Here is a 23,370-nt window from a genome sequence, read left to right on the forward strand (position 1 = left end):
GGAGGCGAGGGTGGCCGTCACGAAGGTGCGTGCCAGGTCTTGGACCTCCACAGGCGGCGGCCGGACATGAGGCCACGGTCAGGTGCCCGCGGCTCGGACCGTGGCGGCCGTCGAGCGCGCGTGAGTCGGCGCTGTGGATGCCGTTGACGGCAGGGCTCGGTCAGTCGCTTCACCCGTAGTTCATGAACCAGTGAGTGTCGAAAAATCGGGCCATCGTGAACGGGTGATGCGGATCTATGAGGATGCGGCAGACGAACTCGGCGGCTTGGCAGTCGAAGGCGACGTCCTCACCGTCGAAGGAGCGGACCACGACAGGCCAATGGTCGGGGTCGCCGCCGTCGGCCCTCCAGCAATACAGGTTCTCGTGCTCCGTGCCGGCCCAGATGAGCAGGTCGTCCTCCCTGAGACTCGTCCACGGCTCCTGGTTCAGGTCCAGGAATCCGTCGAAGGCGCCCTTGCCGAACGTCTCGACCATGCGCTTGTAGTCGCTCGGCAGCGCGGTGCCCAGGCGAGATTCCATCTCCGTCCAGTCCATGTCCGGTCGCTGGTCGGACTGTGTCCAGCCGGTGATCAGTCTGAGCCGCTCCATCCAGTCGATGTCCTCGTCCTCGTCCGGAGCGACCCCCAGGAGTTTGGGCACCTTTCTGGGAGCGGATACCAGCACCGACCGCTCGGTCCCCTCGGCGTCCCACGCCGTCCCCGTGCCAACCCACTGATCCCCGTACGCCCACGCCCGTAGCATCACGGCTCGGTCCTCGAAGGGGAGGATGAGAGCCGCGCCCCTGGAATCGTCGACCGTCGGATCGGTGAAACCATCGAGGACAAGGGTGCGCGGGGCGCCATACCTGTCTTCGAGTAGGTCGGTCAGGTACTGCAGGTCCAGATCGCCGGGCAGGTACATGTAGCTGTTCCCGGGGCCGAGTCGGGCCAGTAGATCGTTGACGTCCGCTTGCGTGAGCTCCATGGCGGACAGTGAAGCGCACCGCACTGACAATGCGGCCCATCAAGCTTTCGAATGTTTCCTGCCAGCGGGCAGGGTCCGGGTCCACGCCGTGACCTGCGGCCATCACCTGATTTTCTGTTTTCACGCAACGATGATCAACGGTGGCCGTACCCGTTCCCACAGCGACCCTGCCAGCAAGATCACGATCTACAGATGGAGTACTAGATGGCAAGATGACGACATGGTGACGAATCAGCTGTGGACCGGGCTTCACGGTGACCTGCTGGCGGCGAAGGCGCTGGTATACGACCCGAGCGGTTTCACCTGCTCTGTGCCGGTGCCCGAACCGGAGAGTGCCGAGTACGGGGCTTGCGCGTACACGCTCGATGGCCGCACGGTTCGGTTCCGCGTGGCCAAGACCACCCCGACGAAGGTGGGCCAGTTCGTCACCGTGTGGCAGCGGTCCGAGCAGGGGCCGATCCGGCCCTTCGACGCGGACGACGGGGTGGACCTCTTCGTCGTCAGCAGCCGCGATGACGACGGCTTCGGACAGTTCGTGTTCCCGCGCGAGGTGTTGTGCGAGCGCGACATCGTCTCCCGCAACGGCTCCGGAGGCAAGCGCGGATTCCGTGTTTATCCGCCGTGGGTGACCACGACCAGCCGGCAGGCACACGGCACCCAGGCATGGCAGGTGAACTACTTCTTCGCCCTCGGCCAGGAGGGGCCTGCCGACCTGGCGTCCGCCCACGCCCTCTACCACCCATAGGCGCCGCCGCGCCATGTCGTCCGGCTATCAGACGAACGGGGCGAAGAGGGAGATGAGATGTCGGGAAGGGGAGCGGCCGCAGGCTGGTAGGTGAGGCAGGTGGGTGGCCAGGGCGCGCGGGAGCAGTCGCGGGGCGTGCATCCGGGAGATGCCCAGACGGTCGGCGAGAGCCGACTGGATCAGCTCCTCGGCTCCTCGGTGAACCGTAGATGGAGGATCCCCTCGTCGGCGCGGAAAGGTCATGGCGTTCTCCTCAGGTGTCGGGCTCGGGTCGGCGGAGCCGCAGAAGCTGGTCGTCGTGGGCGACGGACGGCAGGGGGCATTGGTCGGGCGGTAGCTGGGCCCGCACGGCAGCGGACAGCGGCGCGCTGTCGGACTCTCAGCGGTACTTGTCACCAGATTCGCGAGCTTGTTGTCACCAACGCCGATTTCGCAGCCCAGTTGTCACCAGGCCCGGCGGAGGCACAAGCCGGTGGCCTGGAGTATCGGCCTTGCTCTTGTTTAGGCTCCGGCGAAGCCCTCCGGCCGGAGGCCAGAGCAGGCGCCAGGCATATTCGGAGAAGTAGGAGAGAGCGGCAGGGAGCAGTGTCCTGCTTCGGGGCCGGCAGTGAAGAGGCGCGGCTCCTGCTGTGCCCGGTGAGGGCCAGGCAGTGTTGGCGCCGGGTTCGAGCATGCCTCGTAGTCGCGGATTACCTCGGCTTCGGCCTCGTGAACATGACGGATCCGTACCCCGGCATCGGATGGAGCCGGGACTGTGGCGCCGCGCTGGGGGCCGGCCCAGCGGTGTAGAGGGCGACCGGTTCACCACTTTCATCGACCACTACGATCCCAGCAGGAATCGCCGTCCCGCCTGCCACCGTCAGCTTCGGGATGTCCTTCTCGTAGGACAACGACAACAGCGCGAGCTCAGGCTCTGGCCCGGGCCCGTCGGCCGATGCCTGGGCCCTGCTCTCGTGCAGTTCGCCGGCCATCTCCATGCTCCGCTCCGCAGGCAACAACTGATCTCCTCCAGAGGAACTCATCTGCCGCTATCCCGTCAGCCCCCAATGGGGTGAAGCCCGCAAGACCAACGGGCTACAGACGCGGTAATCCCCCTGACTTGCCGCTGGTTAGTGCAGCTCGGCGAGGCACTGCGTGCTGTGCACCGGCTCGCTGGACGCGTAGCAGTTGCGGAAGCTGTCGCATGATCAGCATGTGGTGGAGGCACGCCCTTGGCCGCTGCTGGCCGCCGGCATGCAGCAGTTCGGGGAGAGCGACGGCCCGGCAGCGGTCGCCGATCGTCCGGCCCGCCTGAAGAACGGCGACTCCTGGCGAGCGGGCCCGCCCGGCGAGTTTGCCCGCCGCCTGCTGCCGGCCAGCCACAAAGCCACCACACCCCCAGACGAACTCCTGACGGCCGCGCCCCGGGTCTTGGGCGGCGCGACCCGCTCCACCGCCCAGGGCGCGGCCCCCCGGCGCTGGTCGTCCGGTGACCGGCCTCCGGTTGGTGCGGGGCGGGTCAGGTGCAGTTGATGAGGAGTGCGGTGGTGGCGGTGCAGGTGCGTGATGCGCCGTCGTTGGCGGGGTTGGGGTCGGTGGGGGTGCTGGTGATACGGGTGGCGGTGACGGTGTAGGGGGTGTTGAGGCTGAGGCTGGCGATGGGCAGGGAGAGGTGGTGGGTGGTGGCACCTGGGGCGAGGCCGGTGGTGGTGCAGGTGGCCTTGCTGCTCGTGAGGGTGCAGTCGGGGCTGGTGGCCCCCGTGGGGATGGGCAGGTCCACGCCGGTGGTGGCGGAGGCGAGGGTGCCAGGTCCGTGGTTGGTGAGGGTCACGGCGTAGTCGATGCGGCCGTTGAGCAGATCGGGGTGGGGCGTGGCGGTCAGTTCCACGCCGAGGTCGGCGGTGGGGCGCTGGGCGATCGCGATGTCGACGGGGGTCTTGCCCACGGGGATGCCGCTGGTGGTGCGGGTGGTGGTGTCGATCACGGAGACGGTGGCGGAGTTGCCGTTGGCCGTGTAGACGTGGCCGCCGTCCGGGGTGACGGCCACGCCGCGGGGGGTGTTTCCGGAGGAGGTGGTCGCGGTCACGGTGTTCGTCGCGGTGTCGATCGCGGCGACGGTGGCGCCCTGGCCTCGGGAGACGTAGACACGCTTACCGTCGGGGGACGCGGCGACGTCGTACGGGCCGTCGGTGAGGGGGATGCCGGCGGACACGGTGCTGGTGGCCGCGTTGATCACGGCGACGGAGTTGGAGTAGGGGCGGGTGACGTAGGCGCGGCTGCCGTCGGGGGTGAAGGCGACGCTCTGGGGGAATCCGCTGACGTTGATGGTGGCGGAGACCCGGACAGTCTGACCTTCGGGGACGGGAGCAGGCTGGCTATGCTACTGGCTGCCACCGATACCGCCGCAGAGGCAAGGGCCGAAGTGCTGGGCCTGTGGAATTCCACAAGGACCCAGTTCGACGATCTGGCGTCATATTCCATTGGGCCACTAAAGGGAATGGAATTCGCGAAGAAATTGCTGCGAGACTTGAAAAGTTTGGTGACCGAACTCAAGGACCTGAATTCGATGAAGGTCATCCTTGGGTCGTTCAAGATCACCGGTAGAGTCACGGCCGCATCGGACGAGGGGATCCAGGTGACCTTCACGGTGAGGGAGGGCATGAACTTCTCGTCCTTCATGCACCTTTTCACGGCCTATGGGGCGACCGCCGAGAAGGTTGCTGAAACGTACGACAAGGGCGGCATGGGGGGGTACGGCACGATGGCCGAGAAAAAATAATCGTCTCATGGCGAGAGACACTGAGGTTCTGATGGACGTACGAAGAAATCACCATGGGCGGATCGGCGTCGCAACTGTTGTCCTCTGGCTCATGGCCCTCGTGGCGGCAGTATCGGGCTGCGGGCTGACCGATGGCCCTCCTCAGCTTGCAGATGTCACCGAGGTTCAGCGCCCGGAGTTGATCGGCGCGTGGAGCGACGCTCAGGATGGCGGCGTCACGCTGAACGATGACGGGACGTTCAGTGCAACAAAGTTGAAGGGGAAGCCTGTCGAGGGCGCCGGTGTCAAGATGCTGGGCGAAGACCTCATGGAGGGCTCCGGTAAGTGGGAGTCCAGCGACGCTGGTTCTGGTCCTCGAGTCGACCTCATGTTCAGTGGAGGAGGAGCGCTTGCCTTTCGGGTGAAGGCACAAGATGGTGCGAAGGTCCTGACCAACCGGATCGGTGACGGCGGGACTTCTGTACTCAAAAAGAAGTCCGCTCCAAAATCGTAGAGGGGCGGCAGCGTGAGGCCCGGAAGGCTTGGCGGTCTCCCGGGCCTCACGCCACGAATCCGGCGTCGCGGCAGCCAGCCCGGGAGTCGGTGGAACGCGCCATGTTCATACCCGAGGACCGGCGCCCGGCGAGCGGGGCGCGGCAGCGGGCAGTGCGCGCGCCGATCCCGAACGCGTGCACGAGACCGGCCGCGCCGTATCCAGCCAAGCCCGATGGCTTTGTGCCATTCGTCGGCAACCCACCTCCGAAATCACCAACGCGCCGCTACACAAGAAGGCTGGGGTGGCGTGATGCCGTTCCCCGGTGATGGCCGATCGTTGGGGGAGGGCTGAACGGGTTGCTGACCATCAACGTGGCCGTGCTGCTCGCAGTCATCGTCTTCTTCCGGTTGCGGCGCCGCACGCAGGCCCGCAGCCGGAACGAGGAGAGGAACACTGCCGTCATCATCCTGGCGCTGGGCGTTCTTCTTGCTCCTACCCCGGTCGGCCAGGGAATCCTGGACATCCTGGGGCAGCTGGCGAGCGGCGTCACGCAGGCCAGCCGATGAGCCCCCGCACACGCACGGGCCGGACGGCGCCCGCCGGCTCACACAGCAGACCACCGATCCGGGACGCGGGGGAGTGATGGCGGCACGTCGACGGCGCCTGACGAAGAAGACCCGCAAGAAACTGCAGGTCTGGGGTGCGGTGGCGGCGGCCGTCGCAGTGGCGTGGGTCGCGGCGAACTGGTCGACGGTGTGGCCCGTCCTGGTCGCCGTACTCGCCGCGGCCGTACTCGGCTCAGTTGGCTGGGTGCTCCTGCGGGCGCACCGCCGCGCGGTCGGCCAGGACCGCGCGTGGCGGGCACAGGAGGAGGCCCGGGCGCGCGAGTTGTCCATAGCCCAGGTCGACGGCTTGACCTGGCAGGAATTCGAGACCTACATCGCCGAGCTGTGCCGGCGTGACGGCTGCACAAAGGTCGTCGTCAGCGGCAAGAGCGGCGACCTGGGGGCGGACGTCGTCGGCTACCTGGCCGACGGCCGCAAGCTGGTTATCCAGTGCAAGAAGTACGCGCCGCACCGGAGCGTGCCCTCGCAGGACATGCAGAAGTTCGTCGGTACCGCCCGCCCCGAGCACGGCGCGGACGTCGCCCTGTTCGTCACCACCTGCCACGCGTTCACGAAGGACGCGCTGGGCTTGGCGCTGCGCCAGGACATCGTGGCCCTGCACCGCGACCTGCTGGGCTCCTGGGTCAAGGGCGCTCATCTAGAGAGCCTGATCCCGCTCAACGGCAGTGGCGGCGGCGCCAGGCGGCGCTCCTGACGGGCCGCTGCTGACCCGGGAGACTGCCTTGGACAGCTACCGCCGCGCGCTCGCTGCGCACCGCCAAGCTGCGGCGACCAAGGCCGCTGAGCTGCGCCGGGCCGTGCGCATCTAACACGGGGAGAGGTCCGTTGCGGCTTGTGCGGAGTGGCGTTTCTCCGGTGAATTCCCGCGCCCGCCCGGGTGACCCGGCCCGTGGTGCGATCCCCGAGCTCCGGCTCGAACGGCTACAACCCGGGCGTGATCAAGAACCTGTCGCAGCGCGGTCTGCCCGCGCTCGCCCTGTCCATGCTGCCCCTGCTCGCCACCGCCGTGCCGGCCCATGCCGTTGACGGTACGGAGGGTTTCACCTCTTCTTTCACCGCCTCCGCCGTACGTGAGTCAGCCTCGCTCTTCGAGGGGATCGATCGGATCCCCATCGCCCCGGAGTCCCGAGAGGGCTACGTGCGCACCGCGTTCAAGCACCGCCGGTGCGATCGCCGACGACGGCTGCAACACGCGCGCCGAGGCCATCCTCGAAGAAGCAGTCGAGCAGCCCGAGGTCGCGCCGGGCTGCAAGCTCACCGGAGGCAGGTGGTTCTCCCCCTACGACAACACCTGGGTCACCGCGGCCTCCGGCCTCGACGTTGACCACCTGGTATCCGCACCTGCGACGGTCCGAAGAGGCTTTTAGGCAGGTCACAGTGTCAGCGACATGCCGCTGACGGTTGCGGACGGGTTGTGTGGACGGTCACGTAATTCCCCAGCGCTGCCATCCCGTCGTTCCGGAGGGGCATCCGGGGACCAGCGTGCCTGAAGGCGGCCCGAACTACCGCCCTCAGCGGAGACCACACGAATTCACATGACAGTTGCGAGCCGGCTCCGCGATCATTGCGCGATGACCATGGGACCGGACCTTCTCAGCCTGAGTATCGTGTGCCCACCGCCAGGCAAGGGCGGCATAGAGGTCCGCCCGATCGTCAATGGCCGGGATTTCCTGGCCAGCGTGTCCTTCCCCGGCAAGGTGGGTGGCCTCCGGTACCTGGGAGTAGGCCCCCGGTATCTGCTGGGCAGTGCCGGGCCGCTGCATGCCGCGGTGACGCCCCACGCGGTTCGTCTCGCCTGGTCCGGGTGTGGCGTGGAGGAGTGCTGTGGCGCCCTGTACACGACGGTCAGGCGCGACGGAGATCATGTCGTCTGGGCCGACTGGCGCGACCTGGCCCATCAACACTTCGACCTGCCGGAGCTTCGCTTCGCCGCAGACCAGTACGAGGCCGAGGTCTTGCGAGCCGGAGAGGACCGCAGTTGGGAGTGGCTGGCAGGAGTGGTCGCGCGGCTGCTCGAGGCAGGGCTGAGGGAACGCGGGGACTGGCTCGCCAGGTGGGAGTGCGAGTTGGAAGACGTCTGGGCCTCCCGCACCACGGAACCTGATCGGATCAGCGTCCTCCTGAGGCATCCCCCAAACCGGGCCGATACAGATCTGCCCTGGGCACAGTTCCTGATGACCCTCCCGATCTCCGCAGACGCCCCGTCCCTCCAGGCCGAGCACCTTGAAGCGGTACTGACCGCAGGCGACCCCCGTGCCACCGCCGAGCTCTGCGGAGGTTACAACCCTGAGCAACTGGGCTACCCGTGGCCGTAGTCAACCGACCCACTGCTCATGAGAGCGGTAGGGAGAGGCGGGGTTGGGGCCCTCCCTTACCGTTGGGCATCCATTCGCAACCGCCATCCCCATGGGGAGCCTGACCGTAGGGGTGGGGAATTACGTGACGCTGATCGTGTAGATCGTGGGGAAAGCATGACCGCTGACAGTTGATGGGGCGGCCCTCTGGCCCATGTGTTGAGCTCCGCGATAGGGTGCCGATCTTGCTGAAGTTTGCTGCCTCTGGAAATGAAGTACAGGATGCACATCCTGGACAATCCCTCCGAGCTGTCGGAGCGTGCTCAGGATCTCCTCCGTCGTACAGGCCGACGTGAGAGTCCAGTCAGGTTCGAAGTCCCGATAGAGATGTGGCGGGTGCACGACCGCGCTGGCCATCTCGTCCCGGCTCCCATGGAACTCATCATCCGATGCGAGGGCTTCGAGCAGAGGTTCGGTGGCCTGCGCTACCAGGTGCGGCACAGCTGGACTCTGGACGGGGAGCGATACGAGACGGCCTACAGCTGGGAGTACGACCATTTCGGCGTGAGAACACGGGCCTGGCAGGATCCCGCGCGAGGCGGCTGGTATTTCGAGTGGATCGGAGAGCGCGTGTCGAAGCCGTGCCGGGACCTGATGCATACAGATGGAAGTGTCGGCACCGACGTGAACGGCAGCAGCCCGTACCTCCCCGTCGCCCCCTCGATCACCCACCTGATCGAGTCCCATGCCCTCACCGATGCCGTCTCCGTTTGGCGGCCCTGGCCTGCCGGCGGTTCCGCGGCTGCCTCGGCCGCCGAGGTTCTCGACGGACTCGTCCACGTACCGGAAGCTTCGTGGAAAAGCTCGCGATGGCGGCTGTCTGAGTCAGTCGCGGTCTTCGACAGCGAGAGCTGGGACCGCGAGAATCCGAGTCGTCGTGTGCGCATCTGGTCGCGGGACGAGGTCGGCCACCGTCAGGTCCAGGAGGCTTTCGAAAGTCGGTGAGCGGGATCTCAGCATCTCGGGATGTGGATGTCCAACGGCTCAGTCGGTTTCGTAACGGGCCAGGCGTCTGCGCAGAAGGAGGTTCTCGCCGTGGGCAACTTCCAGGGCCTTCCGGAGTTTCGCTACTTCTTCCTGATGGACTCTCTTGTCCTGGGCGAGGCGTGCGGCCAGTGCCCGCACCGCAGATGAGGTGGACGAGGCGGTGGTCGGCTCCAAGACGGAGCCGCCGGGGCCTCCACCTTTCGCGCGGTGACGCTCGACCAGCGCGCGTAGTGCCGGGTGCCGGTAGAGGAAGTCCGTACTCACACCTGCGGCGCGAGCAACCGCGGTGAAGTTGGTCTGCTTGCCGTTCTTAACGAGGCAGGAGAGCGCGGCACGAGCCCGCTCCTCCGCTCCCTCACTACGAGATCTCGTTGCCATTCGCAGGTGCTCCGGCAAGCCGGTCATGAAACTGACTCCCCACGCTCGACATCGGTCTGGTCGATGCGGTCGGACGTGCCCGCACCCCGCACGGCTCGAAGCCGACCGTCGTCGTGGACGCCCACATGGTCGAGGGCGACGAGAACCTTCGTGAGGGCGCGAGTCTCGGCGAGACGTCCCGCTAGCCAGATGTTGTCCTCGCCCATCGGCTCGCCGTGGCGAGTGGTGAACTGTGTCTGGCGGCGGGTGATCAGGGCTTCGGTCTGGGCGAGCTGGTGCTGGAGTTCGTCGTGGTGGCTGGCGTCGGTGACGAATTTGTCGCAGGTCAGACAAGCGTTCCCCTTGGAACAGACCTGCTTCGGCGGCAGCATGCACCACCCGTTTGGCAGCACCCGGTCGGCTCGCTGGTCCAGGTGCAGAAGGTCGTAGAGGTCACTCGGGTCGAGCCCTGCGGTCCTGCCGTCGGCGGTGACCTTCTTGTAGCGCAGAAACTCGCGCTCGGCTGTCACTGAGAGAGTCTTGGCATAGTGCATGGTCATGGCCGGTGTGAGGTGCCCGAGGTAGCGCATTACGACGTGAATCGGCACGCCCGCGTTGATCAGGTCGGTCGCGCGGGTGTGCCGGAAGGTGTGGGTCTTGGAGATCTGGACCGGTCGCCCGAGACTGTCGGTGATGGCCAGTGTCCGGGTCAGATCGCCGAGCCGATGGTGAAAGGTGGCCGCGGCATACGGTCGCAGTCCGAGCCGGTTGTTGCGGGTCTGCAGGAACAGGTAGCGCGGGTTCGTGCCATCCGGTGTTCCCCGGGTGGTGAGGAAGGAACGCACCCACTGCTGCTGGATCCGGATGATGTCGACGATCTCCTGGTCCACGGGGATAGTCGGAGGACCTCCGCCTTCAATCTTCGTTTCCTGGTAGGAGAGGCGGGTAACGAAGCCGTCCGGCTCGCCACCGCCCTGATCCTTCACCTGTACAAGGGGCAGGAGCGGTTCGAAGTCCATCATCAGGACTTCGTTCATCCGCCGGCCGGTACGGATCAGCAGCATGAGGGCGTGGAACGCCTGCCGGTCGTCCAACCCGCCTTCGGCCTTGGGAGCAGCCAGCGTGCCGGAGCCTGCCGCGATCTGGCTGATGACCTCGTCCTCGAGCGCCATGTCGTCCGAGAGCTGGTTGGTCAGCCTTGGCTTGTCGTCCAGCCGGAACAGCACCGTGTGGTGCAGACCCAGCCGGGACCAGCGCGGCTCACCGAGCACCCTGACCGCTTCAGCTCGGTTGTCGTGCATCCAGCGGTAGAACTGCTCCATGGTTACCAGCGGTCCACGGCGGCTGTTCTTTGCGAGCCTGCTGCCCTTGTTCGGCCCGGTGAGGGCCGTGTGGCTGTTGAGCGCGTCGACCAGACCGAGCAGCCACGGCCGCAGTTCCTCTGGGGAGTCGACGAGCTGCGGGCCGGCGCATCCGGCCTGTTGGATGTACCAATGGAGCCAGTTGAGGTGATCGAGTCGGCTCTTCACCGATGACCACACGTAGTGCCCTGTCGAGAGCTGGACGGACAGCCACCATTTCGCGGCCTCGCGGAACCAGTCCGTCGTCAGCTGACTGAAGTTGACCACGCGCCGGCCCTCGGGCTCGTGCTCGCGCTGTGGGATTCGTCGGTCCAGACTCGGGTTCCACAGGTTCAGCCGCCACCATTCGCCGTCGTGGTAGGCGTAAGCCAGCCGATCCTGGAGGTGCTTGACGCTGTGCAGCACCAGCGTAGGCAGGTGCGCGTTGGCGGACGGTGTCGTTCGCATCACCGCGTGCCGTACCTCTCGCTCCCACTCCTCGTGGGACAGGGCGGTCAGTGAGCGCGCCTTGCGCGCTGCCGAGCCACCGTCCTCGACGGCCAGTACCAATCCTCGTCGGAGTTCTTGGAAACGCGTGGGGTTGATGCTGTAACCGTCTGCCACCTGGCGGTCGATGCACCACGCGAGCTCGTACATCATCGGGTCGGGGAGACCTCGAAGGCTGATCGCCTGGCTGGACCAGCCACGCTCGCGGTTGAACGTCTGAACGGTGAACGCCTGCCGGTAGGCATCGGGCATGTTGGTCGAGTCGAAGTGGTCCTGACGATGCTCCGCGGGAAGGCAATCCCAGAGCTGCCGAGCCCTCTCCTCGCTGAAGAGCTCAGCGATCGGCATCCGCGGATCACGTTTCTCCTGTCGATTGCGGACGCGAGCGCGCGGTGAGGGCAGAGCCGACCCTGCAGTGGTTGGGAGCGACGCCTGTTCAGTGCTCATTCCGGCTCCCCCATGACTGCGTGATTCTTTTCCAGTCGGCGCACGCCCGGAGCTCCGCGTCCTCGGTCACATGTAATGGTGACGTCGGATATTGAAACTGTCCGAATGCCGGGCTGTGGGAGGGCATGGTCTGGGCCAGGGCACGTCAGCGATGCTCGGGTGGCAACTCTGTGTCTGCGAAGTCGGCGACGGCCTGCTGAAGCTGTTCGAGGAAGTCGACGAAGCTGGGGGCAATCGGTTCGAAGGCGTCGAACCAAGACGCGGTGGTGGACCGATGGACGGTCCCGCTCGGGTCGACGGCAAGGAGGTTGCCTCCGCCGTCGCTTCCGAACACGATTCCGACCGCGTCGTCTGCAACGTGCACGGCGCCGTACTCGGCGAGGTCGTTGAGCACGTGGTCGGGTGAGTGGATGAAGTGCCCGTTGTCGATGTCGGGCAGGGCTGCCTCGGAGATCGTGTCGTAGAACGCGATCAAGGTGGGTGCGGCTGCGGGGTGCTCCTTGAACCGTGAGGCTGCTGATCGGCTGGCGGCATTTGCCAGGATGATCTCGTTGTCGCCAGGCGGGTAACCGTGGGTGTCCTCGAAAGAGCTGAGCACACGCTGAAGCGACTTGGTGATCTGGTGCTGCCAGACGACGAGCCAGTCCGCGTCGAGCGAGGGAGCCTGCATCTGGATCTCCTATTCCGTGGCTTCTGCCGGCTTTGAGGTTCGGTTGCTGGGGCGTCGGCTGACTTCGGCGGCGTAGGTTGCCCAGTCGCCGGCGGAGAGCCGTTGCCAGGCGACGGCGACGTCGGTGTGGATGCCGAGGGTGCGGGCGAGGATCGCGGCGGGGATCTCGGTGGCGAGCTGGAAGAGAGCGGTGCTGCGAGCCTGGTTGGGCCGGATCCCGAGCTGGTTCACGCGCTGGGTCAGCTGCGTGGTGCTGATCGGACGTCCGGGCTGGCCGCCGGGGAAGAGCCATGGAGACGGAGCCAGGGCGCCGATGGTCGCGTGCCCCTTGCGGTTCGCGGCGACGGTGCGGGCCAGCTGGGCGATGGGCTCGGGCAGCTGAACGGGTGCATTACCGAGGTGGAGCCGTACCTCTTGAGCGCCCACCTCGACGTCCTCGATGGTCAGTCGGTGGATCGCCGATGGCCCTTGTGCGTAGAGGAGGAGAAGCAGTCCTGCGAGACGGTCTTCGGGCTTGAGGATGTCGTCGTGCAGGAGCCGGCGTGCGACGTTCCACCGGTGCTCGTCATCAAGTGGCTGGGTGGGACCGTGCCAGCGGACAGCGGGGACGTGGACGGTGGTGAGCTTGTTGGCACGAGCCCAGCGGACGAAGTGCCCGGCTGTGTGGCGGTAGGTCGCGGAGTCGTCGGTGAGCCACTGGTCGAGGTTGGCCTGTCGGCACGTCGCCAAGGCGAGGTCGTGAGCATGAAGCCAGGTAAGGAAGGCGACGGCCGCATGGGTGCGTTGACGCGCGGATGCGAACTGCTGCGGAGTCAGGCGGCGGCCGTGGCTGCGTCGGCGTAGTCGACGGACCAGGTGCCATATCGCGTACTGGTGCAGGACCTTGCGCTGTTCGGGGTCTTGCTGTGATGCGAGAAGGCCAGTGAGGAAACGTTCGAGGCGGACCATGTACTCGTCCCGCTCGGGCAGGGCACCGACACCGACGAGGACTTGGCGGAGGTGGGCGAGGGGCGGGCTGTCGGGCAGCTCGTCGAGGGCCTCGTGAGTCAGGGCTCGTCTGCCGGCCGCGAGGTCGGCCAGGACCGGAGACACGAACGGCTTGTTCAGCCACCGGTTGGCGGTGAGTGGGTGCTCGGTGGTGGCGATGTTGTTCCGCAGGGCTTCGAGACCGGGGTGGAGGGCACCGGAGGGAGGGCCTAGGAGCTCGTTGAGGCGCCGGTTGATGAGACAACGAGCGCACTGACCGGGGTGCGGGTAATCGGGCTCGCTGCAGGTGGGGCAGGTGTGCCAGACCTCAGGTGCGGTGCAGCCCAGGCAAAGGGGCTGGTCGAGAGTGCCGGAGACGACCGCCGCGACGCCGCCGCAGGCCGAGCACGGCGCGGAGTGACGCTGGCAGTCCAGACACCATGGCCGACCCGTAGTCCGAGAGGTGCCACAGGGTTTCTCCGCGTCGCAGATGCTGCAAGTCGCGGTGGGCAAGGAGGGGCAGCCTTGGCAGAGCGGGCCGTCCGGTGTGCGGGTGTTCACGACCCTTCGTCGGCCGCAGTTTATGCAGATCTCCAGGTTTGCCGGGTCGCTGACCAGGCAGTTCGGACACACTGGCCGGCCTTGGTCGTCGCGGGTGGCGGGCTCTCGGCGGGCTCCGCATCCTGAGCACTCCTCGATGCGGGAGTGGGAGATGCACATGCGGCAGACCCGCTTTCCGTCCAGAGGCTTGTCGATGCGTACGACTCTGTGGCAGCCGGGGCAGGACGGCCGGACGATTCCGGCGATGCCGGCCTCGTGCAGCAGGTCGATCAGCTTGAGGATCGCGCGGTGGGGTGCGAGGTGACCTTCGCCGGCCAGCAGGGCTGGGTGGGATTCCAGGGCCCAGGCAAGTTTCCTCTGGTGGGAGGGACGAGGTGCCGATCGACGGACCGCCTCGGAGACCGTCTCCAGTTCGGCCTGCGGATCCAGTTGAGCGATCAGGGCGCAGATCACTGCGATGGGGTCGCGTCCGTCGTCGTCCGGGCACTTGCCGCATCGCGGCCGCCCGGTCCGGTCGCGTGAAGCGACCGTGCGGGTGTTTCCGCAGGCAGCACATGGCTCGGGCTGTGGCCGCCCGCAGTTCCAGCAGTACCAGTCCTGGCCGCGGCGCTGGAGCGTTCGTATCTGCCTGCCGCATTCGGCGCAACACGGCGGCGAGACCGTCTGTGCCCCGGCCTCACGCAGGGCGATGAGCAGGTCGCCGACGGCCCTGGGCGCCGGCGAGCGACCGTCGTTCAGCACGCGAGGATGCTCAGTGAGATGTGCCGCGAGGAGGCGTGACTTCGAGCGTCCGCCCGCGACGCTGGCGACCACGGCACGGATCCGGTCCGGCTCCAGCTGATGTTCGATGGCCGCGACCAGGTCCGCAATGAGCCCGATCGGGTCGGAGACTGCCCGCTCGGGGTGCCCGGGTGCGGTCACGGCCGCTCGAAACCGCTGATGCGGGCTCGCTTGGGTCGCAGGTCACCGACGCCTGCCTCGGCACCGACAGCCTTCTTTGTTCGGGTAGCGGTTCCGGCACCCGCCGCGGCGGTCGGCTCGATGAGGTCGTCCATGGTGCAGTCGAGGATGTCGAGCAGGGCCATGAGGATCTTCAGACTGAGCCGCTCGGGGCGCTCGACGACGAGCCGGTAGACCTGGCTGGACGACAGGGTGATACCCCGTTCGTCCAGTAGCGGGATGAGGTCGGTGGTGGAGAAGAGCCCTCGATCGGCCATGACCTTGCGCAAGTGCCAGTGGTAGTCGAGCTTCGCGGCCATCAGCGGTCCTTGTCTGCGGGGAACGGGGCGAGCGCGGGCGCAAGTGCCCTGTGGAGCATGGTGTTCATGAAGTCGTCGCTGACGTGGGTGTAGATAGCGGTGGAGCTGTCATTCTCGTGACCGACCTGCTGCTGGAGAAACCGGCGGTCAACCCCGTCCTCTGTGAGGTGGGTGACGTAGGAGTGGCGAGCGGAGTGGACAGTCAGCGCCTTCGGGAGCTTCAGCGCGTCGCGGTAGGCGACGAACCGGGCGTTGATCTCCGCCGGCTTGACCCGGCCGCCCCGCTCGGTCACCCACAAGGCGGGGTGATCCTCGCAGCCGAACCGCGGCCGTACGTTCTCCACGTAGTCGGCGACCGCCTCCACCGCCCAGTCCATCACCGACAGCACGTTTCGACGGCGCGGCGGCTGCCCCTTCTTCGCCTTGCCGTAGCGGACGTTGAGGGTGCCGTACCGGCCGAACTGCGGTGCCTTCGCGTTCCGCCCGAAGTCGACCACATCCAGCTTCGATGTCTCCGTCCGGCGCAGACCCCACCCATAGATGACCTTGAAGAGGGTGGCATCGCGGTAGGCGGCGAGGGCTCCCTTGCGCTTGGCCCGTACCGCTCGATCGACCTGGTCATCGGCGTAGTCGAGGAAGCGTTGGATCTCCTCACGGGTGAACGGCCTCGCCTCGGGGCGCCCCTCGTAGTCGTTGAGATGGGCGATGGTGTTCCACTCGTGGCAGATGGCCACGGGGTGAGTGCCGAAGGCGTCCTCGCAGGCCGCCGACCAGCCGTAGCGGCCGTCGATCAAGAACTCGCTGAACAGGCGCAGGCTGCCCTGATAGCTGCGGATCGTGGACGGCGCGAGGTGCTTCTCGCTGGTCAGCCAAAGTGACCACTCGTCCACGTGGCCGGGCGTCCAGGCCCACGGGTATTCGTTGGTGTGGTCCAGAAACCGCCGTACGAGTCGTTCGCGGGCGGTGACCGTGTCCTCACGGAGCCCGCGAGCGGCTTGTTGGGCCCGCCAGCCCCGCACCATGGCTTCGACCATCGCGTCCTGCGGACGCAGCTGGGCCACCCCGGAGACCAGTTCCAGGTGAGCTGCCCCCGCCAGATCGGGGCGTCGCTGTAGACCCACTTTCACCCTCCCCTTTAGAGGGCAAATCCTGCATCAGATGGGATCTGATCGCCAAACTCCCAGCTCAAGCCGCTAAGTTGCAGGAGGGTAGAGATCTCGTCGGACCCTGCCCTGACCTCGCGACCTGCAACTTCCCGCCCGTCTGATGCAATTCCTGAGGGTTGGCGTAGGTGTTGATCGTGGTCTGGATATCGGCGTGCCCGAGCCTGCGGCTGACGACGTGGTCGGGAACTCCTGCCAGCAACAGGGCTGTCGCGTGCGTGTGCCGGAACCAGTGGGGAGTCATTCCCTCCGGCAGGCCGAGGCGCCGTTTCATCACACCGAGGTGCTTGTAGACGCTCTCGGGGCGGAGCGGTGCGAAGCGTCGACCACGGTGGAGGTTGCAGAAGATGTAGGCGCCATCCCAGTCATCCAGCACCATGTCAGCCCCTGCCTCACACAGGGCCCATACCCAGTCGCCGTAGAGTCGGTCCAGCTCGGACCCGATGAAGACACGGCGGTAGCCGCTCTTGGCGCGCAGGCCGTGCGGGTGGTCCTCCCGGTGGACGATCTCGACCTGGGCGGTCGTCCCCGTCCCGGTCTTCCAGTCGCGATGCTGTAGTCCGAGTGCCTCGCCGAGTCGCAGACCGGTCTCTTCCAAGAGCGTCCACAGCAGGCGGTACCGCAGCTCGCCCGACCATGTCGCATCCGTGTCGTGCCACGAAGCCTCGGCCTGCCGAAGTGCCGCCATCTGACGAGGGAGAAGGACCGGCACTGGCTTCGCCCTCACCCGGATCCGCACCGCGCTCGACCGCCGCCCATGCTTGCGCGCCACGTGCTCAAGAAACGGCAGGTAGCGGCCCGGCCGGGACCGCACCGTCTCGTACAGACGGCCGGCCACCTCCACACCTCGTGCGGCCTGATAGCGGTAGAAGCTCATCACCGAACGGACCCGGGCGGCCACCGTCGAATCGGGCGTCCGATCCTGGGCTCGGAGCTGGACGATGTCCTCCGCCACACTCCTGCGGCGCAACTGCCCCACAAACGTCCCGAGATCCGTCGCGCCGACCGCATCCCATTCCTGCGCGCGGCCTTCGAGGAACGACCACCACAGGGCAAGCCCTCGTGCGTAGCTCTTGACTGTGTTCGGCGACGCCTCAGTGGACCGCAGGTACTCCAGGTACTGCTCGATCGGGCCTACGACGGCGAAGTCCCTCGCCAGCACCGTCCATGTCACCCCCTCCGCCGTGGCCACTCGCTGCGTCGTCGCCAAGCCTCTCTCCCACTACGTCATCGCTGTCAGCGGCATGAGCCGCTGCACGGGATAACGCACCGCTCACAGCAAGGAAACGGCCCGAGCCTTGCCTGTCGGCGATGTCAGCGGCAGCTTCGTCAAGGTACAAATAACACCTGGTCCCGCTCGCCGAAAGCTGGGACTCCGGAGCCTCCGCGTGGACGGCGAAGCGTCGCGAGGCCTACGCCAACGACCTCGCAACGCCCACCTCACTGATCGCGGTCACCGCGAAGTCCAACCGTGCCAAGGCCGACAAGGACCCGGCCGATTGGATGCCTCCGGCCGCTGAGTATGCCTGCACGTACGTGACGGGCTGGGTCGAGACCAAGCTCCGCTGGGGCCTGGCCGCCGACGACCGCGAGCGCGAAGCGCTGCTCGGTCTGGCGGAAGACTGCCCCGGCGCAACCGTCTCCTACGAGCTCGCGCCGTAGCTGGTACAGGCTCAAGCGTCGGCGTCGGCAACACCGCTGGCGAGGGCCTGCTCGCCGGGTTCCGGTCTGAGATCCCCGTCCCTTATGACGCTGCCTGCGTCAGGTATCGAGCCTCGGGAGCAGTGGTCTGCACGCCCTGAGCGGCGGACGAGTCCCCCGGAGACGTCACGCGCCGGGTACCTGGTCCCTAGGGGTCCAGGAGCGCCGGGAAAGAACGCCTGCTGCCCGGTCCGCTGGGTGCGGGCCGGGCAGATCACCGGGACGGAGCGGCGGTCAGTCCAGCTGTGAAGCCAGCGCCACGACCTCGTAGTACGCCACGGCGGTGTCCTCACACAGCTGCTTGACGACGGGGGCGCGGTCCTTGCAGGTGTCGAGCATGTCGTCCTGGAGGATCTTGTCGATGTGCTTCTGGCCGTCGGAGTTGTTCTGGAAGGCGTTCTCTCCGTACATGTCGCGGTAGTTCCGGGACAGGAAGTCGTGCCGGGCGCAGGCCGGCTTGAAGTCGAACTCCTGGAAGGGGACGTCACGGGAGTAGTTGCAGTAGTTCGTGGACCACCGGAACTCGTAGGGGTCGGGTACGCCACCGACGTGCTCGTCGCGGGCGGTGGTCCAGGCCTTGCGGCTGTCGTCACCGAGCTGGTTCAGGTTCGTGAAGCGGGCGCCCTTCTCCTCGGGGGACGGGGCGGGCCCGAAGGCCGGTGCTCCGATGGTGGCCCACTTGTCGTTGGCGCCGTTGCCGTCGTACTTGTGGACGGAGTGCTTGTCGAGAGCGAGGCGGTAGAGGTGGTTGCCGCTGGTGGCGAAGTCGGCCGCCTTGCCGCTGATGCGGGTCCACTTGTAGGGGTGGCCGTTGTACTTGTAGAGCTCCTCCGTGCCGAGCGTGGTCTTGTAAAGGGTGGTGCCGGCGAAGATGTCCTTCGCGGAGTCGCCGACGGGGTTCCAGACGTTCTTCTTCTTGTCGTACTCGACGACGGTCTTGTGGTCGGGGGTCAGGCCGTAGAGGTTGTTGTCCGTGACGGCGAAGGTGGCGCCTTCTCCGCCGACCTGGGTCCATGTGCCGTCGTACCTGAAGATCCTCTTGTCGTCGGGGTTGGTGGCGTAGAGCGCGTCGTCGGGACCGGCGTAGAGGTTCTCCGCCGGCCCGCCGACCTTGTCCCACATGTCACCCCGGCCGCTGTACTTCCAGACCCCGGAGTGGTCCGGGCTGATGCCGTAGAGGTTCTTGGAGGTGGCGGCGAAGGCGGCGCCGGGGCCGCCGATGCGGGTCCACTGGTAGGGATCGCCGCCGTACAGCGTGATGTCGCCGGTGCCCTGTTCGATCGCGTAGACCTTGCCGCCGCCCGCGTAGAGCTTCTGCGCGGCGTCCTTGACCTTCCGCCAGTTGTTCTGGTGGACCGACCACTCGTAGACGCCCTGGTGGTTGGCGGCAAGGGCGAAGACGGAGTCTCCGGCTGCGACGATGTCTTCCATGGCCACGGCGGTCGGGCCGGTCCGCGGCTTGGCGGGTGCTGCGTTGGCGGCGACGCCGAGGGCGATGACGCCGATCAGGAGCAGGCACAGCATGCGGATGCCGCTGTGGACCCTGCTGAAGAGGGCGGCGGCCCGTTGCGTGGCCTGCCGGCCGTTTCGGGACATGACGGAGTGCATGGTGATCCCTTTCCGGGACGTTCGTCGGGATGGAAACCGGTTGCGGTGGGGCGCCGTTCAGAAGCCGAAGAGCCAGGCCCAGAAGGAGATCCGGGCGGTGGGTGCGCAGCCTGCGCCGGGCGGAGGGACTGTGGTGTCCGGCCGGGCGGCGGTGATGGCGGGGCTGGGCACGGTGCCGGCCGGCGGCTTCGTGGCGGAGGGCGCGGGCGTGGTCGGAGCGGTCGTGCTCGCCTTCGGGCTCGGCGCCGCGGTGGTGCTCGGCTTCGGCTTCGCCTTGGGCTTGATTGGTGTGGTGGCCGGAGCGGAGGGCGCGGCGGTTGCGGCCGGTGCGGGCTCTGCGGGTGCGGTGGGCTTGGCCGGGCTCGGCGCAGGAGCCTGGGTGGTGGTGAGTTTCTTGTAGCGCAGGGGGATGTAGGCGGTGCGGGGGTGGCCGGCGAGTTCGCTGTCGTGGATGTTGGCGCTGGTCTTGTGGGCCGGTAGGTTTCCGCCGCTTTCGCTGTAGTAGAAGAAGTCGCCCTTGGCCTTGTCGGTCCAGCCGCCGAACAGCACGACGTGCTGGTCGGGGTAGTCGAGGGCGTCGCCGGCTTCGAGCTGGTCGAAGCCCGTGAGCCGGTTGGCGACGGAGGGCAGGGACCAAGTGGTGTGGCTGTCCCTCAGCTGCCAGGCCATGGAGACGAAGCCGGAGCAGTCCTGCCGGTAGGAGCCGCCGGTCACCTCGTCCTTCCACCACCGCTTCTGGCTGTAGGGGACGGCTTCCTTCACCCAGTCCTTGGCGCGGGCGATGATCTGCTCGCGGGTGACCGGCCCGCCCGGGGCCGCGCCGTTGCCGATGGTGCCGGTCGACGAGGGCTTCTCGTAATGGGGCGTGCTGCTGGCCTGGGCGGGGATGACGGTCAGGCCGACGGCCAAGGCCAGGCCGGCCAGGGCTGCTAAGGCCTTGGGCCGGCGGATGAACGGTCGGTTCACGGGGGTCCCTTCGCCGTGCTGGATTCCGCCAGGCCTGGTCGGCGGAAGCGGTGGAACACCACGCTGGAACCTGATCTGATTGTCCGTTCGGGCGCGATCACATCAGTGCAGGTCAGAGCTGCTGCGAAGAGCGAACATCCGCGAACTTGTGCGAACGTCCGCGAACATGCGGGCCACTGAAAGGGGAGAAGTGAACCGACCAGGGCGCCTGCCGGGGCCGTTAAAGGGCCGCACCGCCGAGGCCAACGCACTCGCGCAGTTCCTGCGGGACCTCACGTCCGAGTACACGGTCAGCCGACTCGAGGAGCGCTACGGCCTGAGCCGGAGCGTGTGGAGCGAGTACCGCTCCGGCCAGAAGATCATTCCGCTCCCGCGGCTCAACCAGATCATCGAGGACCGCTTCGCCCGCGACCCACGCACCAGGGGACACAAGCTCCAGGAAGCACGCCGGCTGCACACTGCCGCCACGTCGGCCCCCAGCCAGTTCCCGCCCCCGGACACGACCAACCCAGCGAACCGTCCGGCGGGAGCGGTCCACGCCCCCGCACCCTCGCCGGACCACACCATCGGCGCTCCCGGTGCTGTTCCGGAGCCGGCCGAAATCCGAGGCGAACCCGCCGCGTTGTCCGCGGACCCGGACACCCCTCCCGACGCCGAGCCCGTGGCCCCCGGCGATGCGCCCGCGGCGTCACCGCAACCCGGCCCACTGCTCTCATCGCCCCGGCCCGCAGGACCTGCCCCGGGCCCGAAGCCGCGGACCGACCGGCTCAGGCGCTGGAGGACACCCGCACAATGGGCGGCACTGGCAGTCCTGGCCGTGGTACTCGTCATCGCCAACCAGTCCGACCGATCGAAGGGCCAGTCCGACACGTCACCACCCGACGCGTCCAGCCCCAGCCGTCCTCCACAATCCGCCGGACCGGAGCCCCTCTCCACCGGCCCGGCACCCGGCAAGAATCAGCCCGAGCCCGGAACATCATCGGATCCGGCAACGCCCACCGCCGGCGCGCCTGAGTACGCAGTCACCATCGAGAAACCTGCCGACGCCCCGATTCCCCGCTGCATCGACATCTCCGGCCAGGGGCAACCCGCCCAAGGACACCAACTGTGGATCGGCATGCGCGTCGACAAGGAATTCTTCATCCTCAGACCGGTGAGCCAGGACAGCACGGCCGGTGCGGGCCGCTGGAGCGCCAAGTCCGTGACCGTGGGCTCCGAAGAGGGAGCCAGCGCCGACTACGCCATCGCCGTACTGGACGTCACGCCCGACCTGTCCACCACCCTGACCCGCCTCACGGTCGACGGCCAGCCCGACAACCTCTGGCGCATCGCGTTCCCCTCCTACCCCGCCGGAACGGTCATCAAGGTGGAGAGAACGCTCCATCGGAACGCCACCGAGCAGGCCAGCTGCTAAGGCCGCCCGGCGGTCGCGCCCGTACCGCTTTCGGTGGATCCCGGGGTACCAACGCCCGAGCCCCGGCAGTCTGGAGGTCGCGGACCGGTCCGCTCGACCGGCCCAGCCATGCACCGCGGGAAGGGGTGGATCGTTGGACAGGGTGTTGGAGGCGTTGGGTGCCGCGCACGAGGGCTCGGTGGGGGTGCTGCTGGACGACGGCAGCGAGCCGGGGCCGGTGTACTTCGACGTGGGCAGCGGTTCGCACATGCCGTCGTCGACCGAGTGGCACTGCTACGACGGCTGGCACGGTCGGCCCCGAGCCGCGCTCCTGCGGGGCGGCTGCTCCTGCGGCTGGCGGGGCGCGGCCGAGTACCCGCTCGACTGGACCGCCCCGCCTGGCGACCAGCCGCTGTATGAGGCGGATGTCGACCTGTCGGGGCCGATCGCGGACTACGAGGCCCACGTGTCATTGATCCGGGATACGGCAGTACCGCTCCCCGCGGAGCTCACCGGTCTCCTCAGCGACCTCGTCCGCGTCCTCGATGGCCTGGCTGTCGGCGAGCCGCTGGTCGCGCTGAAGGCCCTTGCTGACCTGCGGTACGTCGTCGCCCAGACTGGGCAGGACGCCGTGTACGAACTCGCCGCCCGGGAGGTGCCGCTGAAAGAGGTGGCGATTGCCCTCGGTACGAGCGAGGCCGCCGGCCGCAGCTACCTCAACGATTACCACCACGCCTGACCCCAGCCTGACGGGCATCGCTCACACCTCATCCGCCCCAGGCCCAGGCCAGAAAGCGACGGGTATGCGCAGGCCGAGGGCGACAGCCGCGCGTCGGCACCCCGCGCACACGGCAGCCAACTCTGCCCGCACATCCGTCCCCGGCCGCCAGGTGAAGCTCGGTCCGCGCGGTCGCTCCATCACCAGGAAGAACCGTGATCTCGGCGGCATCCGCAACCGCACCGACCAACTGCGCCATCTCTGCCGGCCCGAACACCGACCGGTGCACATGAACGCCGAGCATCCGGGGCCCCACTCTTCGAGGGCACCCCGGATGTCCTGGCACAACCCGTCGACACCCGCGCGGGGGCCTTCAGGCGCGATACCGGCACTCATCTCCCCATGGTCACCACCACCGCCGACAACTCGGCTTGGAGGACGTCGAAGGCCACGGAGAAGGCGGGGTACGGGCGACGGGGATAGCTGTTGAGCCGTCGTACCGGGCGGCCCGTCGGCGGCTGCCCTTAGCTTCTCGCCCTCAGCCGGCACGACGCGATGGGCCGGCTGAGGACCGTCGGGTCGAAGCGGAGTCGGCCAGGAGCCCGAGAGGCAGACGACCACCAGAGCCTAGAAACTGAAACGCGGCCCCCTCCTCGGAGGAGGCCGCCTTTCAGGGTACTGAAGCAGCGCACCCTGAGCCGCGCGCCTCAGCGATTCTGAATCCGTCGGCAAGAAACCCGGCCCCGGAGAATCCGCCGGGCAAAGTGAACGCCCTCCATCAATATCGGGAGACTTGGCTTTATCT

Annotated in this window: 20 protein-coding genes and 1 pseudogene; 10 read left to right on the forward strand and 11 right to left on the reverse strand. The window is 67.4% G+C overall.

Going from position 1 to position 23,370, the window contains the following annotated elements:
• Positions 1 to 169 precede the first annotated feature (169 nt).
• Positions 170 to 964: a hypothetical protein gene (locus tag ACFYYJ_RS37685; protein WP_389138978.1), complete on the reverse strand. Its 795-nt coding sequence runs from the start codon at positions 962 to 964 to the stop codon at positions 170 to 172.
• Between the two features lie 220 nt (positions 965 to 1,184).
• Here ACFYYJ_RS37685 and ACFYYJ_RS37690 point away from each other — a divergent pair, with 220 nt between their 5' ends.
• Entirely contained in the window at positions 1,185 to 1,709 is a 525-nt protein-coding gene (locus ACFYYJ_RS37690) for a MepB family protein (protein ID WP_389138980.1), read from the forward strand.
• A 1,498-nt stretch (positions 1,710 to 3,207) separates the two neighbouring features.
• On the opposite strand, the gene ACFYYJ_RS37695 is transcribed toward ACFYYJ_RS37690, so the two are convergent.
• Complete coding sequence (locus tag ACFYYJ_RS37695) at positions 3,208 to 4,014, reverse strand: beta-propeller fold lactonase family protein (RefSeq protein ID WP_389139064.1); 807 nt, start codon at positions 4,012 to 4,014, stop codon at positions 3,208 to 3,210.
• A gap of 51 nt (positions 4,015 to 4,065) precedes the next feature.
• Here ACFYYJ_RS37695 and ACFYYJ_RS37700 point away from each other — a divergent pair, with 51 nt between their 5' ends.
• The 6 genes from ACFYYJ_RS37700 (at position 4,066) to ACFYYJ_RS37725 (ending at position 8,867) form a co-directional block, all read left to right on the forward strand.
• A complete protein-coding gene (locus tag ACFYYJ_RS37700; RefSeq protein ID WP_389138982.1) occupies positions 4,066 to 4,467 on the forward strand; it encodes a hypothetical protein in 402 nt (133 codons plus the stop codon).
• A gap of 7 nt (positions 4,468 to 4,474) precedes the next feature.
• Positions 4,475 to 4,960 (forward strand): hypothetical protein, encoded by a 486-nt coding sequence (locus tag ACFYYJ_RS37705; RefSeq protein ID WP_389138984.1) that lies wholly within the window; start codon positions 4,475 to 4,477, stop codon positions 4,958 to 4,960.
• A gap of 338 nt (positions 4,961 to 5,298) precedes the next feature.
• Positions 5,299 to 5,508 (forward strand): hypothetical protein, encoded by a 210-nt coding sequence (locus tag ACFYYJ_RS37710; RefSeq protein ID WP_364860615.1) that lies wholly within the window; start codon positions 5,299 to 5,301, stop codon positions 5,506 to 5,508.
• A gap of 76 nt (positions 5,509 to 5,584) precedes the next feature.
• A complete protein-coding gene (locus ACFYYJ_RS37715) occupies positions 5,585 to 6,262 on the forward strand; it encodes a restriction endonuclease (protein ID WP_389138986.1) in 678 nt (225 codons plus the stop codon).
• A gap of 877 nt (positions 6,263 to 7,139) precedes the next feature.
• Positions 7,140 to 7,883, forward strand: a complete 744-nt coding sequence (locus ACFYYJ_RS37720) for a hypothetical protein (RefSeq protein WP_389138988.1) — start codon at positions 7,140 to 7,142, stop codon at positions 7,881 to 7,883.
• 411 nt (positions 7,884 to 8,294) lie between these two features.
• Complete coding sequence (locus ACFYYJ_RS37725) at positions 8,295 to 8,867, forward strand: hypothetical protein (protein WP_389138990.1); 573 nt, start codon at positions 8,295 to 8,297, stop codon at positions 8,865 to 8,867.
• 39 nt (positions 8,868 to 8,906) lie between these two features.
• On the opposite strand, the gene ACFYYJ_RS37730 is transcribed toward ACFYYJ_RS37725, so the two are convergent.
• The 7 genes from ACFYYJ_RS37730 to ACFYYJ_RS37760 all read right to left on the reverse strand — a co-directional run bounded on the left by ACFYYJ_RS37730 (position 8,907) and on the right by ACFYYJ_RS37760 (position 17,389).
• The gene (locus ACFYYJ_RS37730; protein WP_389138992.1) at positions 8,907 to 9,314 is read right to left on the reverse strand and encodes a DUF6262 family protein; all 408 of its coding nucleotides are present in this window, start codon (positions 9,312 to 9,314) and stop codon (positions 8,907 to 8,909) included.
• Positions 9,311 to 11,461: a tyrosine-type recombinase/integrase gene (locus ACFYYJ_RS37735; RefSeq protein ID WP_389138994.1), complete on the reverse strand. Its 2,151-nt coding sequence runs from the start codon at positions 11,459 to 11,461 to the stop codon at positions 9,311 to 9,313. Before ACFYYJ_RS37735 ends, ACFYYJ_RS37730 begins: the two co-directional genes overlap by 4 nt.
• A gap of 244 nt (positions 11,462 to 11,705) precedes the next feature.
• A complete protein-coding gene (locus tag ACFYYJ_RS37740) occupies positions 11,706 to 12,230 on the reverse strand; it encodes a hypothetical protein (protein WP_389138996.1) in 525 nt (174 codons plus the stop codon).
• Positions 12,231 to 12,239: 9 nt separating this feature from the next.
• On the reverse strand, positions 12,240 to 14,678 hold the full coding sequence (locus tag ACFYYJ_RS37745; protein WP_389138998.1) for a site-specific integrase: 2,439 nt from the start codon (positions 14,676 to 14,678) through the stop codon (positions 12,240 to 12,242).
• The gene (locus tag ACFYYJ_RS37750) at positions 14,675 to 15,016 is read right to left on the reverse strand and encodes a helix-turn-helix domain-containing protein (protein WP_389139000.1); all 342 of its coding nucleotides are present in this window, start codon (positions 15,014 to 15,016) and stop codon (positions 14,675 to 14,677) included. Before ACFYYJ_RS37750 ends, ACFYYJ_RS37745 begins: the two co-directional genes overlap by 4 nt.
• Positions 15,016 to 16,137 (reverse strand): tyrosine-type recombinase/integrase, encoded by a 1,122-nt coding sequence (locus tag ACFYYJ_RS37755; protein ID WP_389139002.1) that lies wholly within the window; start codon positions 16,135 to 16,137, stop codon positions 15,016 to 15,018. Before ACFYYJ_RS37755 ends, ACFYYJ_RS37750 begins: the two co-directional genes overlap by 1 nt.
• Before the next feature lie 64 nt (positions 16,138 to 16,201).
• On the reverse strand, positions 16,202 to 17,389 hold the full coding sequence (locus ACFYYJ_RS37760; RefSeq protein WP_389139004.1) for a tyrosine-type recombinase/integrase: 1,188 nt from the start codon (positions 17,387 to 17,389) through the stop codon (positions 16,202 to 16,204).
• Between the two features lie 134 nt (positions 17,390 to 17,523).
• On the opposite strand from ACFYYJ_RS37760, the pseudogene ACFYYJ_RS37765 reads away from it, so the two are divergent.
• Positions 17,524 to 17,841: pseudogene (locus ACFYYJ_RS37765) on the forward strand (HNH endonuclease family protein); the annotation flags it as partial.
• A 273-nt stretch (positions 17,842 to 18,114) separates the two neighbouring features.
• Here the strand turns inward: ACFYYJ_RS37765 and ACFYYJ_RS37770 are convergent.
• Together ACFYYJ_RS37770 and ACFYYJ_RS37775 are read right to left on the reverse strand one after the other, a co-directional pair.
• Positions 18,115 to 19,476 carry a phospholipase A2 gene (locus ACFYYJ_RS37770; RefSeq protein ID WP_389139007.1) on the reverse strand — a complete coding sequence of 454 codons (1,362 nt, stop codon included), beginning with the start codon at positions 19,474 to 19,476 and terminating at the stop codon, positions 18,115 to 18,117.
• A gap of 69 nt (positions 19,477 to 19,545) precedes the next feature.
• Positions 19,546 to 20,454: a hypothetical protein gene (locus ACFYYJ_RS37775; RefSeq protein WP_389139009.1), complete on the reverse strand. Its 909-nt coding sequence runs from the start codon at positions 20,452 to 20,454 to the stop codon at positions 19,546 to 19,548.
• Positions 20,455 to 20,644: 190 nt separating this feature from the next.
• Here ACFYYJ_RS37775 and ACFYYJ_RS37780 point away from each other — a divergent pair, with 190 nt between their 5' ends.
• Positions 20,645 to 21,868 (forward strand): hypothetical protein, encoded by a 1,224-nt coding sequence (locus ACFYYJ_RS37780; RefSeq protein WP_389139011.1) that lies wholly within the window; start codon positions 20,645 to 20,647, stop codon positions 21,866 to 21,868.
• 133 nt (positions 21,869 to 22,001) lie between these two features.
• Positions 22,002 to 22,586 carry a hypothetical protein gene (locus tag ACFYYJ_RS37785; protein ID WP_389139013.1) on the forward strand — a complete coding sequence of 195 codons (585 nt, stop codon included), beginning with the start codon at positions 22,002 to 22,004 and terminating at the stop codon, positions 22,584 to 22,586.
• Positions 22,587 to 23,370 lie beyond the last annotated feature (784 nt).

This window comes from Streptomyces sp. NPDC002467 (assembly GCF_042889825.1).
Taxonomy (GTDB): domain Bacteria; phylum Actinomycetota; class Actinomycetes; order Streptomycetales; family Streptomycetaceae; genus Streptomyces.

What these genes read in the sequence shown, in the direction of transcription:
- ACFYYJ_RS37725 (WP_389138990.1), top strand. Translation starts at nt 8,295, where the DNA reads ATGGAACTCATCATCCGATGCGAGGGCTTCGAGCAGAGGTTCGGTGGC.
- ACFYYJ_RS37715 (WP_389138986.1), top strand. Translation starts at nt 5,585, where the DNA reads ATGGCGGCACGTCGACGGCGCCTGACGAAGAAGACCCGCAAGAAACTG.
- ACFYYJ_RS37730 (WP_389138992.1), bottom strand. Translation starts at nt 9,314, where the DNA reads ATGACCGGCTTGCCGGAGCACCTGCGAATGGCAACGAGATCTCGTAGT.
- ACFYYJ_RS37685 (WP_389138978.1), bottom strand. Translation starts at nt 964, where the DNA reads ATGGAGCTCACGCAAGCGGACGTCAACGATCTACTGGCCCGACTCGGC.
- ACFYYJ_RS37750 (WP_389139000.1), bottom strand. Translation starts at nt 15,016, where the DNA reads ATGGCCGCGAAGCTCGACTACCACTGGCACTTGCGCAAGGTCATGGCC.
- ACFYYJ_RS37740 (WP_389138996.1), bottom strand. Translation starts at nt 12,230, where the DNA reads ATGCAGGCTCCCTCGCTCGACGCGGACTGGCTCGTCGTCTGGCAGCAC.
- ACFYYJ_RS37705 (WP_389138984.1), top strand. Translation starts at nt 4,475, where the DNA reads ATGGCGAGAGACACTGAGGTTCTGATGGACGTACGAAGAAATCACCAT.
- ACFYYJ_RS37770 (WP_389139007.1), bottom strand. Translation starts at nt 19,476, where the DNA reads ATGTCCCGAAACGGCCGGCAGGCCACGCAACGGGCCGCCGCCCTCTTC.
- ACFYYJ_RS37720 (WP_389138988.1), top strand. Translation starts at nt 7,140, where the DNA reads ATGACCATGGGACCGGACCTTCTCAGCCTGAGTATCGTGTGCCCACCG.
- ACFYYJ_RS37690 (WP_389138980.1), top strand. Translation starts at nt 1,185, where the DNA reads ATGGTGACGAATCAGCTGTGGACCGGGCTTCACGGTGACCTGCTGGCG.
- ACFYYJ_RS37700 (WP_389138982.1), top strand. Translation starts at nt 4,066, where the DNA reads ATGCTACTGGCTGCCACCGATACCGCCGCAGAGGCAAGGGCCGAAGTG.
- ACFYYJ_RS37735 (WP_389138994.1), bottom strand. Translation starts at nt 11,461, where the DNA reads ATGCCGATCGCTGAGCTCTTCAGCGAGGAGAGGGCTCGGCAGCTCTGG.